This window comes from Ferdinandcohnia salidurans, from assembly GCF_042680725.1.
GTDB lineage: Bacteria > Bacillota > Bacilli > Bacillales > Bacillaceae_L > Ferdinandcohnia > Ferdinandcohnia salidurans.
Genome location: NZ_JBHUEK010000025.1, coordinates 759,117 through 774,057, shown reverse-complemented (window position 1 = coordinate 774,057; position 14,941 = coordinate 759,117). Strand labels below are relative to the sequence as shown.

The window sequence follows — 14,941 nt, the reverse complement described above, 5'->3', positions numbered from 1 at the left end:
AGAAATGAAAAGACTAGGTTTTTTTCAATCCATTCATTTTAAATTTGCACTCATCTATTTGCTTTTAATATTAATTGCGATGCAAATTATTGGTGTTTATTTTATAGGCAAATTGGAGTTGCGATTGGTAGAAAATTTTAAAGTGTCCTTAAATGAACGGGTCAATATACTTGCTTTTAGTATTGAGCAGGAAATGAATAAAGAGAGGGAAGATCCTTCTACATTAGAAAAAGATATCCGAAATATTTTGCAGGACTATGAGTCTGAAGATATCCAGGAGATTCGGGTTATCGATAACAAAAGTCGTGTAGTTGGAAGCTCAAACCCGTACAGTCAAGGAATTGTTGGACGGAAAACGAATGAGGATTCGGTCAAACGTACGTTATTGCTTGGTGACAACCCAGATAATGTTCGCTTAGATATATCTACTTATGATCGGATGTATGAATCTTCAACACCGATTCGTTCGAATGGAGATATCATCGGTGCGATCTTTTTAACCGCAAGGATGGAAAATGTCTATGATGATATTAAGGAAATCAATGATATCTTTGTAACGGGTACTGGAATTGCGATGGCGATTACGGCAGTCCTTGGAATCTTTGTTGCTCAAACGATTACAAGACCAATTTCAGCAATGAGAAAGCATGTTTTAGAATTAGGAAGAGGTAATTTTTCAAAGAAGGTAAAAGTATTCGGCCATGACGAGATAGGTCAACTTGCTATGACCTTCAACAATTTATCAAAAAAAATACAAGATGCACAGGCGACAACAGAAGGGGAACGTCGCAAGCTCTCTTCTGTCCTTGCACATATGACAGATGGGGTAATTGCAACCGATAAAAAGGGACGGATTATCTTAATCAATACGCCTGCAATCGACATGCTAGATGTTTCACGTGAAACAGTCCTTGATCAATCAATTGTTTCCGTCTTAGGTTTAGATGAGCAATATACATTTGAGCAGCTTGTTCATGATATTGATACGGAAATCCTTGATTTTAGTACACATAAAAAGCAATACATTATAAAGGTTAGTTTTTCAGTTATTAAAAAGGAATCAGGCATTATCAATGGTTTAATTGCTGTCTTATATGATGTAACCGAGCAAGAAAAGATTGAAAGTGAGAGACGAGAGTTTGTAGCAAATGTTTCACATGAATTACGAACACCATTAACGACAATGCGGAGCTATCTTGAAGCACTAGCAGATGGTGCTTGGCAGGATGAAAAGATTGCGCCTCAATTTTTAGATGTAACGCAAACCGAAACAGAACGTATGATTAGGTTGGTCAATGACTTGCTAAAGTTATCAAAACTAGATAGTAAGGATTATCGTTTATCCAAGGATTTAATTGACTTTACAAAGTACTTCCACCGAATTATTGACCGTTTTGAAATGACAAGGAAGCAGCATATCTCCTTTATTCGAAATTTACCTGAGAAGCCAATATATCTGGAAATTGATCAAGATAAGATGACACAGGTTCTCGATAATATTATTTCAAATGCTTTGAAATATTCACCTGAGGGAGGAACAGTTACCTTCCAAGTGGCTGAATCAAATGGTGATATCATTGTAAGTGTAGGTGACCAGGGGGTTGGAATACCGAAGGATAACATCAATCGAATTTTTGAGCGATTTTACCGAGTGGATAAAGCACGTACCCGTAAATTAGGTGGAACAGGGTTAGGGCTTGCTATTGCCAAAGAGATGGTTGTTGCTCATGGAGGTAGGATTTGGGCTGAAAGTGAAGAAGGGGTTGGAACAACTATTTTCTTCACCCTGCCAATCAATGTGAATCAAGATGGTTTAGAGGATGATTGGGATGAAGTATGAATCAATTAAAACAACAATATTAATCATCTTAGTGGTTTTTAGCATAGTTCTTACATGGTCTTTGTGGACGTATCAGCCCCAATATGATCACTTAGGAGGAACGGATGACGACTTAGTAGCGGAAGTAACGACAAATATTACAAAGGACGCCTCCGAAATTATAAAGCCTACTAAAATTCTATATCATATTGATGGTCAGCATTTTGGGACTTATAACGAGACAGAACTGAACCGAGTCATGAAAAGGCTTAGGTCTTGGGAAATTAATGAGGTCCAAAACATCACACATACTGTTCAGGATCAAGGTTTAGCAGAATTCTTAAAGCAAAATGGACAAGTTGAAATATACTTTCCTGATCCGTTTCCTCTGGAGCTTTATAAGTCGTTTATCAAAATTAATGATAAGGACTATTCCTTCATCTCGTTTGACAGATTTGTAATTGATGTCAATTCAGAAGAAAATGGCGAAGGGATTGTGTATTTTGTGTCCACAGGTGACAACTTGGTATATGAGGGGCGTGTCAATAGTAGACTCACAAGGGAATTTCGAAAAGACTTCTTTACAACGGCGACGAGATATCCAGAGCAAATTGAATATAAACTATCAGATACGAATTCAGTTTACTTACCGAAGGACACAACGACTGTAGAACGTGTTGACTATTATATTGATGCGATTGAAATTGATACCTTCATAGATCGCTTATTCACAAATTCAAGTCTTGTTAAGAAGGATGTACTTACTACAGGTGAAGTTCATACCGATGGAACAAGGTTACTAAGAGTCTATAATAATCAAAAATATATTGAGTTCATGAATCCAACAAGTATAAGTGGAGAACCAGTACAGACAACAGATTTAATTCAAACAAGCATTGATTTCGTTAATGAACATGTTGGTTGGACAGATGATTACCGCTTTTTTAGCTGGAGTAAAGAGAATCAAACGACAGTTTTTAAACTCTATTTAAAAAATATTCCTGTTTTTAGTCAAAAGGGACTAACAGATATTACCCAACAATGGGATAACAATGATATAGCGAGATATTTTCATCCATCTATAAATTTACGAATCGATTTGGACTCAATTAAGGTGCCACTACCAAAGGGCGAAAAGGTAATGGAGGAAATCACAAGTAAGCCGAATTTTAATCCTGAATTGCTCGAGTCTGTGACAGTTGCTTATGACCTTATAGAGAATGAAGATAATTCCCAGTTTGTTTCACTTCAACCGATTTGGACTTACAGGTATAATGGAAGTTGGAAGAGGGTTGAGATAAAGAATGAAGATTTAGGAGGACATAAAGATGGATTGGAGTAAAACCAAGTCTTTATTTATCATTACCTTCTTGATTCTCAACATCTTTTTAGGATATCAACTTGTTCAAAAAAGGGATAGTAGTCAACTCGATTTGTTAAAAGAATTAAGTATTGACGAGAAACTAGCCGAAGAGGAAATCACGTATGAGGCTTTGCCAAAAGAACCAAAGGAATTAAGCTATATTAGTGGGAAGGTTAAAGTTTTTACAGAAGAGGATGTTAAAACTCTTAAAAATCAAACCGTAAACATTGATACTGCTGGCATACTTAAGGGTACGTTTACTGATCCTATTAAGCTTTCTTTAACAGATCAAATGAAAATCGGACAATTTGCGAAGGAGCATATCCTATCGGGTGACAAATATACCGTTTGGGATGTGGATGAAGAAGCTGGAACGATTGTTTTAATTCAACAATATAAAAATTACAAGGTCTTTGGACAATCAGCGAATATAAGTGGTGTCATCTATTTGTATCTGAATGAGGACCATGAGGTAACATCCTATGAGCAAACATTAATTCCTGAATTTGAAGAGCATGAGCTGGAGGAGTTAATTAAGCCAATGGAAACCCTAGAAAACCTTTTTAATAATTTCCATATAAAATCAGGTAGCCATGTATCTAAGGTGGAAATTGGGTATTACCCACTTGTCCCCTATTCAGAATCGCAGCTATTGGCCCCAGCTTGGCATGTTATCATAGACGATGAAACACATATTTATGTCAATGCCATCGAAGGACAAATTTTATATAAGACGGAGTGAACGACTATGGGGTTGCATTTTAGTGTGCTTGCTAGCGGGAGCACAGGAAATGCGTTCTATGTTGGAACAGACAGGCATTCCTTGCTTGTAGATGCCGGGTTAAGTGGTAAACAACTAGAACTGTTATTTAAAGAAATCAACAAAGAAATTAAGCATCTTTCCGGGATTCTTGTGACACATGAGCATAGTGACCATATTAAGGGGCTTGGTGTACTGGCGAGAAAATACAAGCTTCCCATCTATGCGAATGAAAAGACATGGAATGCGATGGAGCGTAATATTGGGGAAATTCCGACGGAACAGAAATTTATTTTTCAAATGGGGACAGTAAAGACGTTTGGAAATATGGATGTTGAATCCTTCGGAGTTTCCCATGATGCAGCTGAACCGATGTTTTATGTGTTCCACAATGAGGGGAAAAAGGTTGTTTTAATTACGGATACAGGCTATGTCAGTGACCGTATGAAGGGCACTATTGAAAATGCAGATGCGTATGTATTTGAAAGCAACCACGATGTGTCTATGCTTCAGATGGGCCATTATCCCTGGAGTATTAAGCGACGTATTTTGAGTGATGTTGGACATGTATCCAATGAGGATGCAGCATTAGCAATGTCAGAAGTAATTGGTGACAACACGAAACGAATCTATTTGGCGCATCTAAGTAAAGATAATAATTTAAAGGATTTAGCACGTATGTCGGTTAAACAAACCTTAGAAAGTAAGGGGTATGTTGTCGGGGAACAATTCGATTTGTATGATACAGATCCTAAGCTACCTACAAAGCTAGCCTATGTATAAGAAGAAGCTCATTTGACTTTGATCAGATGGGCTTTTTTGTTTGGATGTTTAGCTCCAGCGCCTAGCCCCTCGAGGTCATAAGCCAATCCGTCAAGAAGGATACGCCGGCTTTTCTTATGCTTGTCGGACTTGCACAGGAAGTGCTGACATCGACGTTTGCCACAGGACGTGGCTGTAGTTAGTCGATGTTCCTTATCTAAGGCGCTTGCACTTTTCGAAGAAAAACACTTGCCGCACCCATAATTATCTAGTAACTTGAAAGTAGGATGAAAGTAGGGATGCTATGAAACTTTTAATGTGGCAAACGGCAGGTTTAATGACGCTTTGGGTGTTGTTTTTCATTTTTGAAAAGCCCGTTCCAACCGCGTATTCGATTTTGATTTGTGCTGTTGTCATGACCTTATATTTTTTCTTGAAAATCACACCAAAACCGATCTATTTATATGTTGCGATAACCATATTTCTACTGACGCAAGGAGTCATTGAATCAGGCAATCCATTTACACTTTTATTACTAATGTACGTTGTGTTATTAGCTGCAATCCAGTTAGAAAGTCAACCATTTAAAGGACTAGTTGCTTTTACGACAGCCTGTTTAATAGGCTTCTTTATGTGGATGAAAAGTGATTTATCCGTTTATGTTTACTTTCTTTTATTCTACCTTCTTGCCCTTCAGGTGAATGAACTTTGGGCAAAGCGAGAGGAACAACGCAACCTCTATGAAGAATTGCTTGGGGAATATCGAAAGTTAAAGAGAGTTGCCCTTGTGACGGAAGAGGAAGCTCGATATCAAGAGAGGACTAAAATTGCAAGGGACATTCATGATTCCGTTGGGCATAAGTTGACGGCATTGTTAATGCAGTTGGAGATTCTATCAATTAAACAAGGTCGAGAACATTATCATGATTTAAAGGAATTGGCTAAAGAGAGCTTAGAAGAAACACGCTTTGCAGTCCGAACTTTAAAGGACCGAGAGCATGAGGGAATTGCAACCATCTTACAGCTTATCAAAAAACTTGAGGCTGAAAGTCATATTATGGTTCAATTGACGACAAAACAAGGTATCTTGTCCGAACAGCTCACAAATGAACAGAGTGTGGTGCTATATCGAGTAATTCAGGAAGGACTTACAAATGCAATGCGTCATGCCCACTCACGTGAAGTGCAGGTGATACTTGGTAAAACAGCAGACGGAAATATTGAGCTTATCATGAAAAATCGAATCTATAAGAAGGAACCATTCAAAGAGGGTTTTGGCCTTTCAAATATGCGAAAGCGAGTTGAGGAATTGGAGGGAATGCTATCGGTCTATCAAACGGATGAAGAGTTTGTCATCAAAGGAAGACTTCCGTTAGCGAAAACGTAAGGGAGGGGAAATGGACATGTGGAATGTGTTAATTGTAGAAGACCAGTCGATTGTTAGGCAAGGCTTGAAACTCATGCTAGAGCAAGATGGGAAAATACGTGTTATGGCTGAAGCTGAAAATGGGGAAGAAGCAATTAAGAAAATGGAGGCACATGTTATTGATGTGGTGTTAATGGACATCCGGATGCCAGTTATGAATGGACTTGAAGCAACTAGAAAGATCAAGGAACGTTGGCCTAATGTAAAAATTTTAATCCTCACAACCTTTAATGATGATGAATACGCAATCCAGGCATTAAAATACGGGGCAAATGCTTTTTTGCTGAAAACATCAGACCAGAATACACTAATCCATGCGGTTTATAGTTGTTTTCAAGGGGGTCTAACGATTCATGAAGAGGTTGCAGCAAAAGTGATGCCACGGTTATTACACAAGGTTGAGAAGAAACTTGAATTGCCTTTATCTACTCGAGAATTAGATATTACAAGATTAGTAGGTGAAGGAAAAACAAATAAGGAAATTGCGGGTGAATTATATCTATCTGTCGGTACGGTAAAGAACCACATCACGCAAGTCTTACATAAATTAGAGCTTCGCGATCGTACTCAGTTGGCGATTTTTGCAGTAAAAAATGATATTACATAACATACAAGGGTTGTCCAAACATCAGTGGATGGCCCTTTTTTAATGCAGAAATGACTTAGGTCATGTTTTTTTCATAAACAAGTGACGCTAGATAGTGCTGTTAGAGGTCTTGAAAGTCTATGATAAAACTATAAGGGAGGCGACGGTATGTTAGAAGTGATTGATTTATCAAAGAAATATAAACAAAAGTATGCTGCACAGGGGATTAATATGTTTTTGGAAAAAGGAGAGATTGTGGGTCTGCTTGGTCCAAATGGAGCGGGAAAATCTACGACCATCTCTATGCTTTCATCTTTGGTTGTCCCAACATCTGGTGATGTAAGGCTATTAAATAAAAGTACGATTAAGAATCCGCAAAATATCCGTAAGATTTTAGGAGTGGTTCCTCAAGAAATTGCGTTGTACACGGATTTATCAGCTGAAGAAAATTTGCGATTTTTTGGAGAGATTTATAGGTTAAAAGGTGCTGAATTAAAACAGCGAATTGAAGAGGTTTTAGAGCAAATCGGTTTAACTGACAGAAGAAAGGATATAGTTAAAACATTTTCCGGTGGTATGAAAAGAAGGTTAAATATTGGAGTGGCATTACTTCATAATCCGGAAATAATTATTATGGATGAGCCAACGGTAGGGATTGACCCACAATCACGAAATTATATTTTAGAAACGGTAAAACGTCTCAATAAGGAACGTGGAATGACCGTATTATATACAAGTCATTACATGGAAGAAGTCGAGTTCTTATGTGACCGAATTTATATTATGGATAAAGGTCATATTATCGCCTCAGGTACAAAGGAAGAGTTGAAAAATATTCTTTCCTCTGAAAATACGATTTCGATTCAGGTTGAGCGGGTAAAAGAAGAATTTATTCAATTACTTGAGGTTGATTCAACTGTACGTCAAGTAAAAGTACAGGAGCGTGTTGTAACAGTTATCGTTCCAAAGGAGTACAATTTGTTTCAAAAAATCTCGCAGATAGCTGAGGAAACAAGTACAACATTGATATCAGTTGAAGTAAAGGCGCCAACACTTGAAGACGTATTTCTTCATCTGACCGGTAGAGCGTTAAGAGATTAGGAGGTGAGAGGATGATTATTCCATTTATAAAAAAAGACTTATTGGTGTTACTAAGGAACCCCCAGGAGTTACTGGTTTTAGTTCTAATGCCGCTTGTCCTTATTGCGATCCTAGGCTTTGCCTTAGGTGGGGTCATGGGTGGTGACGTAGAACCTATCTCAGCTAAAGTGGCATTTATTAATCATAGCAACGAACAAGGAGATGTTGAAGCTTTTATCCAAAAGGTCAACGTGAAGGGACTGCCACAGGAAGCAGAAACAGCATTAATCCAAAGCGCAAATCAACTTCGTCCAATCCAGACGTTAGTAGATGATATGTTTGGTAGTAATGAGCTAAAAGAAATTGTGGAACTTGAGGTAGTTAAGGCGGAAAAACTAGATGAAATTAAAGAGGATGATCGTTATGCTGCTGTTATTGAGATACCAGAGCATTACACATACGATACATTATCATCTGCCTTACTTGATGAACCTTCAACTGCCACGATTACCCTTTATAAAAATGAAGGGAAACAGATTTCTCCAAAAATAGTGGAGGATATCCTTATGAATTTCCAAAAACAGCTTACTTCCATGACGGTAATAGGGAAAGCTGGGATTCAGTTAGAAGATATGAAAAGTGGGAAACTCGGAAAGACAGAGACTGTTACCGAGCGTGAACCGATTAATTCATTGCAATATTATTCTGTCGGTATGAGCGTTATGTTTATTATGTTTATTGCCTCTCATATTGGTTCATCTGCCTATCGTGAAAAGCAGTTACAGGTGTTCAATCGAATTATTTTATCGAATACGTCAAGATGGTCGTATCTGGGTGGTATCTTTTTCTCTGTAATCCTGCTTGCGATTATCCAGCAAGCGATTTTATATGGAGTTACTTCTCTCATATTTGACGTGGTTTGGAAAGATCTTTTCGGGTTTCTCTTAGTGAACCTATCACTATCCTTTGCGATAGGAGGAGTAGGAGCATTGTTGACCGCATTAAACTTTCGAATCGACTCAGAAGGTGTGTCAAACTTTTTTGGGAATGTGATGGTTTCGATTTTTGCCTTTTTAGGTGGAAGTTTTACGCCGATTGCAGAAACTTCTTCTGTCGTTGGTATGTTGGGTAATCTTACGCCAAATGGTGCAGGAATGACCGCATTATTACAATTGCTTCAAGGTGTAGAGCTTTCGGCTATTTCTCATCATATTTTTTATTTAGTGGGCTTTGGTTTGGTGATGCTGACCGCAGCTGTTTTTAGCTTTCCGAAAAGAGGTGATGCCATATGATAAGTATTTTACAGGCAAAATTTAAATTATTTCTAAGAAAGCCAATGCTTATGATTGGCATGACCGTAATGAGTATTGTGTTTGCCTTGTTATTAGGTGCCGCAAATTATACAAATATTAAAGTACCCGTTTATACAGATATTGAAAATATTGAAGAAACCGGATTTTGGAAAGAACTAAATAAAACTGAGGCGTTTGAATTTAAACGAATGACAGAAGATGAGGCAAAGAAAATGGTCAGTGAAGGTGATGCAGAGGCAGCTGTGAAGCTAGAAAAGGAATCTTACACAATTGTCATCGTGACAGAGACGTCTAACCTTCATATAATAGAAAGCTATCTTCAGACCTTTTATGGGGATCTTTTAATGGAAGAGAAGATTAAAGAGGCAACAGCCACAAGTAGCCTTATCGACTCAGAGGCCATTATTGAAGAATATAATGAAAAGAAAGAGAACCCGTTATTCAAAATTCAAGCTGCTTCTTTTCGTAGCGATGATACTGTGATTATTGATAACCAGCTTCAGACGATTTTTGGATTCACCTTGTTTTTTGTTATTTACACCATCTCTTATAATGTTCACAACATATTACAAGAGAGAACATGGGGAGTTTGGGACCGCATGATTTTATCCCCTTTAAAAAAATGGGAGATGTACGCAGGCAATTTAATTTATAGTTTCCTAATGGGATATTTTCAGGTGGCACTCATCTTCGTAGTGTTCCGGTATGCCGTCGGGGTAGACTTTTATGGGGGATTTGGAAAAACGTTAATTGTGTTAATCCCATACGTGTTCTCAATTGTCGCGCTATCGTTGTTTTTAGTCAGTGTTGTTAAAAGTACTCAACAATTCAATGCAATTATTTCACTTGTATCAGTCTGCTTGTCGATGCTTGGTGGAGCCTATTGGCCATTGGAAATTGTAAGCTCAAACTTCTTGTTAAGAGTGTCGGATTTTGTGCCAATTAAACATGCAATGGAAGGCTTAAAAGCCGCTACCATTTATGAAGCACCGATGAGTGAATTACTATATCCAATCAGCATTCTGACGTTAATGGGAGTCGTGTTAATCGGGATCGGAATCAATTTAATGGAACGGAAAAACGCTTAAAGAAAAAGGCAGGGGCTAGTGGCTCCTGTCTTTTCGCATTGTGGGACCAGGTCATGATTTGTATAAAATATGGGTAAAATTAATAGAAAGAGTGTAAAAGGAGAAATCATTTAATGGGGTATTATGATCAGGATTATATAAACCAAAGGCAGCAAAGAAAGAAAGGGAACCGAGGCAGTTGGTTTCTCTCAGCATTAGTCGGTGCTGTTATTGGGGCACTCCTTGTAATCGTTCTTTTACCGACACTATCCAAGTATCATTTACTTCCGAATGACGAGAATGCAACTCCTGAAGAGGTGAATGGGCTTGATGAGGTGGAGGAAAAAGCACCCGTAAAAGGAGAAAGTGTCCAACAAAATATCAACGTGAACGTGACTACAGAGGTTACCAGTGCGGTCAATAAGGTAAGTGAGGCTGTTGTAGGTATTGTTAATCTACAACAAACTAATTTCTGGACAGAGGAATCGATGACAGCGGGAACGGGCTCTGGGGTTATCTATAAAAAGGGAGACGGTAAAGCATTTATCGTCACAAACCATCATGTAATTGAAGGAGCTTCGGATATAGAGGTGAGTCTTAGTGATGGGGCAAGGGTGAAAGGCAGAATACTAGGGAGTGATGTTTGGACGGATTTAGCGGTAATTGAGATTGATGGAAGTCATATAAAAAAGATAGCTCAATTTGGAAACTCCGATAACATTAATCTTGGTGAACCTGTCATTGCTATCGGAAACCCGCTTGGACTTGAGTTTTCTGGGTCGGTCACTCAAGGAATTATCTCAGGCTTAAATCGGACGATTCCAGTCGATATTAATCAGGATGGAGTCCCTGATTGGAATGCCGATGTCATGCAAACAGATGCTGCGATTAATCCAGGAAATAGTGGAGGTGCATTGGTTAATATCAAGGGAGAAGTATTTGTATTAATTCAATGAAAATTGCGCAGGAAGCCGTTGAAGGAATTGGCCTTTCGATTCCGATTACGAGTGCAAAGCCAATTATTGAAGACCTTGAAGTGTATGGCGAGGTTAATCGTCCATTTTTAGGAGTAGGACAACTAAAGAGTTTAAGTGAAATTTCCTCCTATCATCGAATGCAGACCTTGCATCTACCAAATGACGTAACAGAGGGAGTAGCAGTTTTAGAGGTGCTACGAAATACACCAGCGTCGCAAGCGGGATTAAGGGAGCTTGATGTGATCGTAGAACTAGATGGTGAGAAAATCACTTCACTAATTGATTTGCGAAAGCATTTATATAATGAAAAATCAGTGGGTGATACAATGGAGGTCACATTCTACCGCGGCGGAGAAAAACAAAAGGCGACGGTACGATTGGCAAGAGAAACAATGTAGGCTATAGAAAACAGGGGAATGAAATTTCCTCTGTTTTTTGTGGATAAGATTATATGCTAAAATGGGTAAGATAAAACTTGTGGATAATAAAAAATAACAAGATAAAGTTATACCCATAATCCGCAGGTGGATGTGGGTAAGTTTGATGGAGGACGAAAAAATGATTAAATGTTGTGAAGAACATATTGAATTAGCATTGGACATTGTGGTTGATGAACATGAGGTAGCGCCGATTATGACGAAAATTGAAGACGAAAACTTATCAACAACCTGTGAATTTTGTCAAAATAAGGCGACATATGTTGTAGGGAACTAATATTCCCATACAAGATGTGGATATAAAATGTGGATATGTGGATAACTTCTGTGGATAGTGTGTTTGTAAAATGTGAACGAAGTGGGGATAAGTGTGAACATCACAATCGTAACAATCGGAAAGTTAAAAGAAAAATATTTGATCCAGGGGATCAACGAGTACTTAAAACGATTAACAGCCTATGCTAAGGTTGATTTGATTGAACTTGCAGATGAAAAGGCACCGGAAAATTTAAGTGAATCTGAAATGGAGCAGGTGAAACAAAAAGAGGGAGAGCGGATCCTTTCAAAATTATCGGATGACACTCATGTGATTGCATTAGCCATTGAAGGAAAAATGAAATCATCTGAACAGCTTGCGGACGATCTTGAAAACCTAGCAACCTATGGAAAAAGCAAAATTGCATTTATTATCGGTGGCTCACTAGGCTTAAGCAAGGATGTAATGAAGCGGTCAAATGATACATTGTCTTTTTCAAAGATGACCTTCCCGCACCAATTAATGAGATTGATATTAGTGGAGCAGGTGTATCGGGCGTTTCGGATTATTAGGAATGAACCGTACATCTTTCAAGGGTAAAATATTAAGCGAATCCATCATTTCGCTCAACATTTTACCATCTTCACTTTCTAACATCCATGATTCCACAGGTGCAATAAAATCCATAGAAACAGAGTCTAATAACTCCAGGGTATGTTCTTCTAATCCCTCTATTGTAAAGTCAAAGTATAGATTGATTTTCTTTATATGTCGCCCAATCCCACGAGGTGCCTCTTTACTAATCTGTATATTCTTTATGATTAAGCGGAGTAATGCCTTTTGTTGTTCAGGCTCTGCATCCTTTATCACCTGATCAAAGTTTGTTAAAAGGTTATGCAATGCTTGAGCATCAATAGGTGTTGTATCACATTCTTCTAATTCAGTATTTAAAGCTTTAAGTTTGCTTTGAAGCTCTGCTTGTTCTTCAGTAAGCTCTTTTAATTTAGGCTTGAAGATAGCAACAAGTGAGGGATCATCCATTAATTGATTTGTAATGTTATTAATCCGGACTTCTATCTTATTCAGCTTAGATTGTAATATCTTAATCTCATCGTTAATTGGAGTTCTTGCATCAATACGCTTCTCATTAACATTATCAACAATCCGTTTCAATACATATGGTTCAGACACAATACGTTCCAATTCCTCAAATATTTGCTCTTCTGCTCGGTCTGCACGAATGGAATGTGCACTACATGCTTTACTACCTTTATTGTGGAATAATCCACATACATAATAACGATACTTTTTACCTTTCGCTCCTTTTGAAGATCCAGAAACCATTCCATATCCACATTCAGGGCATCTAATAAGTCCATTTAATATGTATGGATTATTGGATTGAGCTGGTTTTATTGAGCGCCTTTTTCGAGATTGTTGTACTCGATTCCATTGCTCCTGCTCGATAATGGATTCATGTTTCCCATCAACAAGGATATAATCTTTGTTCTTTCCTTTGCGATGTTTTTCAGCCCAGTTTTCATACATATTAAAACGAATTTTTCCTATATAAAGTGGATTGTCTAGGATTTGTTTAATGGTGTTAATGGAAAAATCAAAACCTCGTTTTGTTTTATATCCCATGGTATTAATGCGACTTACAATGGCCTTATAACCTAAATCCTGCTCGGCATAATCAAATATTAATCGGATAATATGAGCTTCTTCCTCATTTATCACTAAATGTTTATTGATACTGTCGTAACCTAGCACTCTTCCTCCATTGTAATAGCCTTCTTTGGCACGTTGAACCATCCCCATTTTAGCGCGGTCAATAATAGTAGAACGTTCCATTTCTGCAACTGAACTCAAAATAGTGAAAAACATCTTACCACCAGGGGTAGTAGTATCGATGTTTTCAGAATAACTGATAAGCTGAACATTATGGAAATCAAGCTTCTCTGCAATTTCTAATGCGTCCTTTGTTTTTCTAGATAAACGGTCAAGCTTATAAATAATAACAGCATTAAAGTTTTCATCCTTAGCGTCTCTCAACAGACGTTTCATTTCAGGTCTACCTTCAATACTTTTACCACTTTTTCCTTCATCGATATACTCTTCGATGATTTCAATGTTATTCTTGTTGGCGTATTCGTATAGAAGCTCTTTTTGAGCATTTATACTATATCCTTCTGTAGCTTGCTCTTCTGTACTAACACGTGCATAAAGGACGGCTTTTGTTTTGTTATCCATTACTTTTCCTCCTTTTCTTCTAGTTTTTGATTAAGATTTTCTGAAAGTCTGTCAGTATACTCAGCAGCTTTTTCAAATGCTTTATTATCAAGAATTAACTTATCTTTACTAGCGTGCCATGGAAATGCATGTAAGGATGTTTTCCCATAGTGAATATAATCATTAGCTAATTTTATGGAATCAAGTTGATTATTACTTTCCGCAAGTTCGGGTTCGATAGTTACATCTATCGTATTAATTTGATTAATAATATGGGAGAGCAAGTAAAATAGGTGTTGTTCGGAATATTTTACTCGACTCTTAAAGATAAACGTTATTTGTTCATCTTCATTTGAAGCTACTTTACTAACCGTTGTTTTTATTGCGTATTCATTTTCGAGAAGCGGGTTTGTTTCTATAGACATTTGATTTTTATTTCGTTCACTATCAGCCCTATTATCCTCATCGATATCATCTTTGTTGTATAAAGGTGGAATTAATACAATAGATTCATGGCTGCCATTTTTATAGAAGTCGTCAAAAAACATGTATAAATCTGCTCCAAAATCCTTAGCAATAGCGTATAAAACCTTAGATGGAATATCTTTCGTTTTATCTCTTTCGATCGTTGTTAATGTTGATTGAGAAAATAACTGAATTCGATTTGCTACGCTTTTTCCACTAAAAGAATTACCACATTCACTTTGAAGATGTTCACGAATATAGCGTACTCTTTTTCCAATTGATAGATCTGCTAGATCAGTTAGGTTTGTCTTATTTAACGTAATCTTCTTCATTGTTTCACTTCCTGACATTTTATTTTCTAAATACATACACTATACCACAAAATTAAAATATTAAAT

The 14,941-nt window shown here is 37.5% G+C and carries 13 protein-coding genes and 1 pseudogene; 12 read left to right on the top strand and 2 right to left on the bottom strand.

Features of this window, described 5'->3' with window-relative positions:
* Positions 1 to 4: 4 nt before the first annotated feature.
* The 12 genes and pseudogenes from walK (at position 5) to rlmH (ending at position 12,446) form a co-directional block, all read left to right on the top strand.
* Positions 5 to 1,840 (top strand): cell wall metabolism sensor histidine kinase WalK, encoded by a 1,836-nt coding sequence (gene walK / locus ACFSFW_RS18025; protein ID WP_388040285.1) that lies wholly within the window; start codon positions 5 to 7, stop codon positions 1,838 to 1,840.
* Entirely contained in the window at positions 1,830 to 3,161 is a 1,332-nt protein-coding gene (locus ACFSFW_RS18020; protein WP_388040283.1) for a YycH family regulatory protein, read from the top strand. Before walK ends, ACFSFW_RS18020 begins: the two co-directional genes overlap by 11 nt.
* Positions 3,148 to 3,924 carry a two-component system regulatory protein YycI gene (locus ACFSFW_RS18015; protein ID WP_388040281.1) on the top strand — a complete coding sequence of 259 codons (777 nt, stop codon included), beginning with the start codon at positions 3,148 to 3,150 and terminating at the stop codon, positions 3,922 to 3,924. Before ACFSFW_RS18020 ends, ACFSFW_RS18015 begins: the two co-directional genes overlap by 14 nt.
* A gap of 6 nt (positions 3,925 to 3,930) precedes the next feature.
* Positions 3,931 to 4,725 (top strand): exodeoxyribonuclease YycJ, encoded by a 795-nt coding sequence (gene yycJ, locus ACFSFW_RS18010; protein ID WP_388040280.1) that lies wholly within the window; start codon positions 3,931 to 3,933, stop codon positions 4,723 to 4,725.
* Positions 4,726 to 5,008: 283 nt separating this feature from the next.
* Positions 5,009 to 6,091, top strand: a complete 1,083-nt coding sequence (locus ACFSFW_RS18005; RefSeq protein WP_388040278.1) for a sensor histidine kinase — start codon at positions 5,009 to 5,011, stop codon at positions 6,089 to 6,091.
* 16 nt (positions 6,092 to 6,107) lie between these two features.
* Complete coding sequence (locus ACFSFW_RS18000; protein ID WP_388040276.1) at positions 6,108 to 6,737, top strand: response regulator transcription factor; 630 nt, start codon at positions 6,108 to 6,110, stop codon at positions 6,735 to 6,737.
* A 147-nt stretch (positions 6,738 to 6,884) separates the two neighbouring features.
* Positions 6,885 to 7,817 (top strand): ABC transporter ATP-binding protein, encoded by a 933-nt coding sequence (locus tag ACFSFW_RS17995; RefSeq protein WP_388040274.1) that lies wholly within the window; start codon positions 6,885 to 6,887, stop codon positions 7,815 to 7,817.
* Positions 7,818 to 7,828: 11 nt separating this feature from the next.
* On the top strand, positions 7,829 to 9,088 hold the full coding sequence (locus ACFSFW_RS17990) for an ABC transporter permease (protein ID WP_388040272.1): 1,260 nt from the start codon (positions 7,829 to 7,831) through the stop codon (positions 9,086 to 9,088).
* Entirely contained in the window at positions 9,085 to 10,197 is a 1,113-nt protein-coding gene (locus ACFSFW_RS17985) for an ABC transporter permease (RefSeq protein ID WP_388040270.1), read from the top strand. The genes ACFSFW_RS17990 and ACFSFW_RS17985 overlap by 4 nt, the downstream gene beginning before the upstream one ends.
* A gap of 113 nt (positions 10,198 to 10,310) precedes the next feature.
* Positions 10,311 to 11,551 (top strand): annotated as a pseudogene (locus tag ACFSFW_RS17980) (S1C family serine protease).
* A gap of 160 nt (positions 11,552 to 11,711) precedes the next feature.
* Complete coding sequence (locus ACFSFW_RS17975) at positions 11,712 to 11,867, top strand: CxxH/CxxC protein (RefSeq protein ID WP_304213475.1); 156 nt, start codon at positions 11,712 to 11,714, stop codon at positions 11,865 to 11,867.
* Positions 11,868 to 11,960: 93 nt separating this feature from the next.
* Positions 11,961 to 12,446 carry a 23S rRNA (pseudouridine(1915)-N(3))-methyltransferase RlmH gene (rlmH, locus tag ACFSFW_RS17970; RefSeq protein WP_388040268.1) on the top strand — a complete coding sequence of 162 codons (486 nt, stop codon included), beginning with the start codon at positions 11,961 to 11,963 and terminating at the stop codon, positions 12,444 to 12,446.
* Here rlmH and ACFSFW_RS17965 read toward each other — a convergent pair.
* Together ACFSFW_RS17965 and ACFSFW_RS17960 are read right to left on the bottom strand one after the other, a co-directional pair.
* Positions 12,381 to 14,099: a recombinase family protein gene (locus tag ACFSFW_RS17965; protein ID WP_388040266.1), complete on the bottom strand. Its 1,719-nt coding sequence runs from the start codon at positions 14,097 to 14,099 to the stop codon at positions 12,381 to 12,383. The genes rlmH and ACFSFW_RS17965 overlap by 66 nt on opposite strands.
* The gene (locus ACFSFW_RS17960; RefSeq protein WP_388040264.1) at positions 14,099 to 14,875 is read right to left on the bottom strand and encodes a hypothetical protein; all 777 of its coding nucleotides are present in this window, start codon (positions 14,873 to 14,875) and stop codon (positions 14,099 to 14,101) included. The genes ACFSFW_RS17965 and ACFSFW_RS17960 overlap by 1 nt, the downstream gene beginning before the upstream one ends.
* Positions 14,876 to 14,941 lie beyond the last annotated feature (66 nt).

What these genes read in the sequence shown, in the direction of transcription:
- walK (WP_388040285.1), top strand. Translation starts at nt 5, where the DNA reads ATGAAAAGACTAGGTTTTTTTCAATCCATTCATTTTAAATTTGCACTC.
- ACFSFW_RS18020 (WP_388040283.1), top strand. Translation starts at nt 1,830, where the DNA reads ATGAAGTATGAATCAATTAAAACAACAATATTAATCATCTTAGTGGTT.
- ACFSFW_RS18015 (WP_388040281.1), top strand. Translation starts at nt 3,148, where the DNA reads ATGGATTGGAGTAAAACCAAGTCTTTATTTATCATTACCTTCTTGATT.
- yycJ (WP_388040280.1), top strand. Translation starts at nt 3,931, where the DNA reads ATGGGGTTGCATTTTAGTGTGCTTGCTAGCGGGAGCACAGGAAATGCG.
- ACFSFW_RS18005 (WP_388040278.1), top strand. Translation starts at nt 5,009, where the DNA reads ATGAAACTTTTAATGTGGCAAACGGCAGGTTTAATGACGCTTTGGGTG.
- ACFSFW_RS18000 (WP_388040276.1), top strand. Translation starts at nt 6,108, where the DNA reads ATGTGGAATGTGTTAATTGTAGAAGACCAGTCGATTGTTAGGCAAGGC.
- ACFSFW_RS17995 (WP_388040274.1), top strand. Translation starts at nt 6,885, where the DNA reads ATGTTAGAAGTGATTGATTTATCAAAGAAATATAAACAAAAGTATGCT.
- ACFSFW_RS17990 (WP_388040272.1), top strand. Translation starts at nt 7,829, where the DNA reads ATGATTATTCCATTTATAAAAAAAGACTTATTGGTGTTACTAAGGAAC.
- ACFSFW_RS17985 (WP_388040270.1), top strand. Translation starts at nt 9,085, where the DNA reads ATGATAAGTATTTTACAGGCAAAATTTAAATTATTTCTAAGAAAGCCA.
- ACFSFW_RS17975 (WP_304213475.1), top strand. Translation starts at nt 11,712, where the DNA reads ATGATTAAATGTTGTGAAGAACATATTGAATTAGCATTGGACATTGTG.
- ACFSFW_RS17965 (WP_388040266.1), bottom strand. Translation starts at nt 14,099, where the DNA reads ATGGATAACAAAACAAAAGCCGTCCTTTATGCACGTGTTAGTACAGAA.
- ACFSFW_RS17960 (WP_388040264.1), bottom strand. Translation starts at nt 14,875, where the DNA reads ATGAAGAAGATTACGTTAAATAAGACAAACCTAACTGATCTAGCAGAT.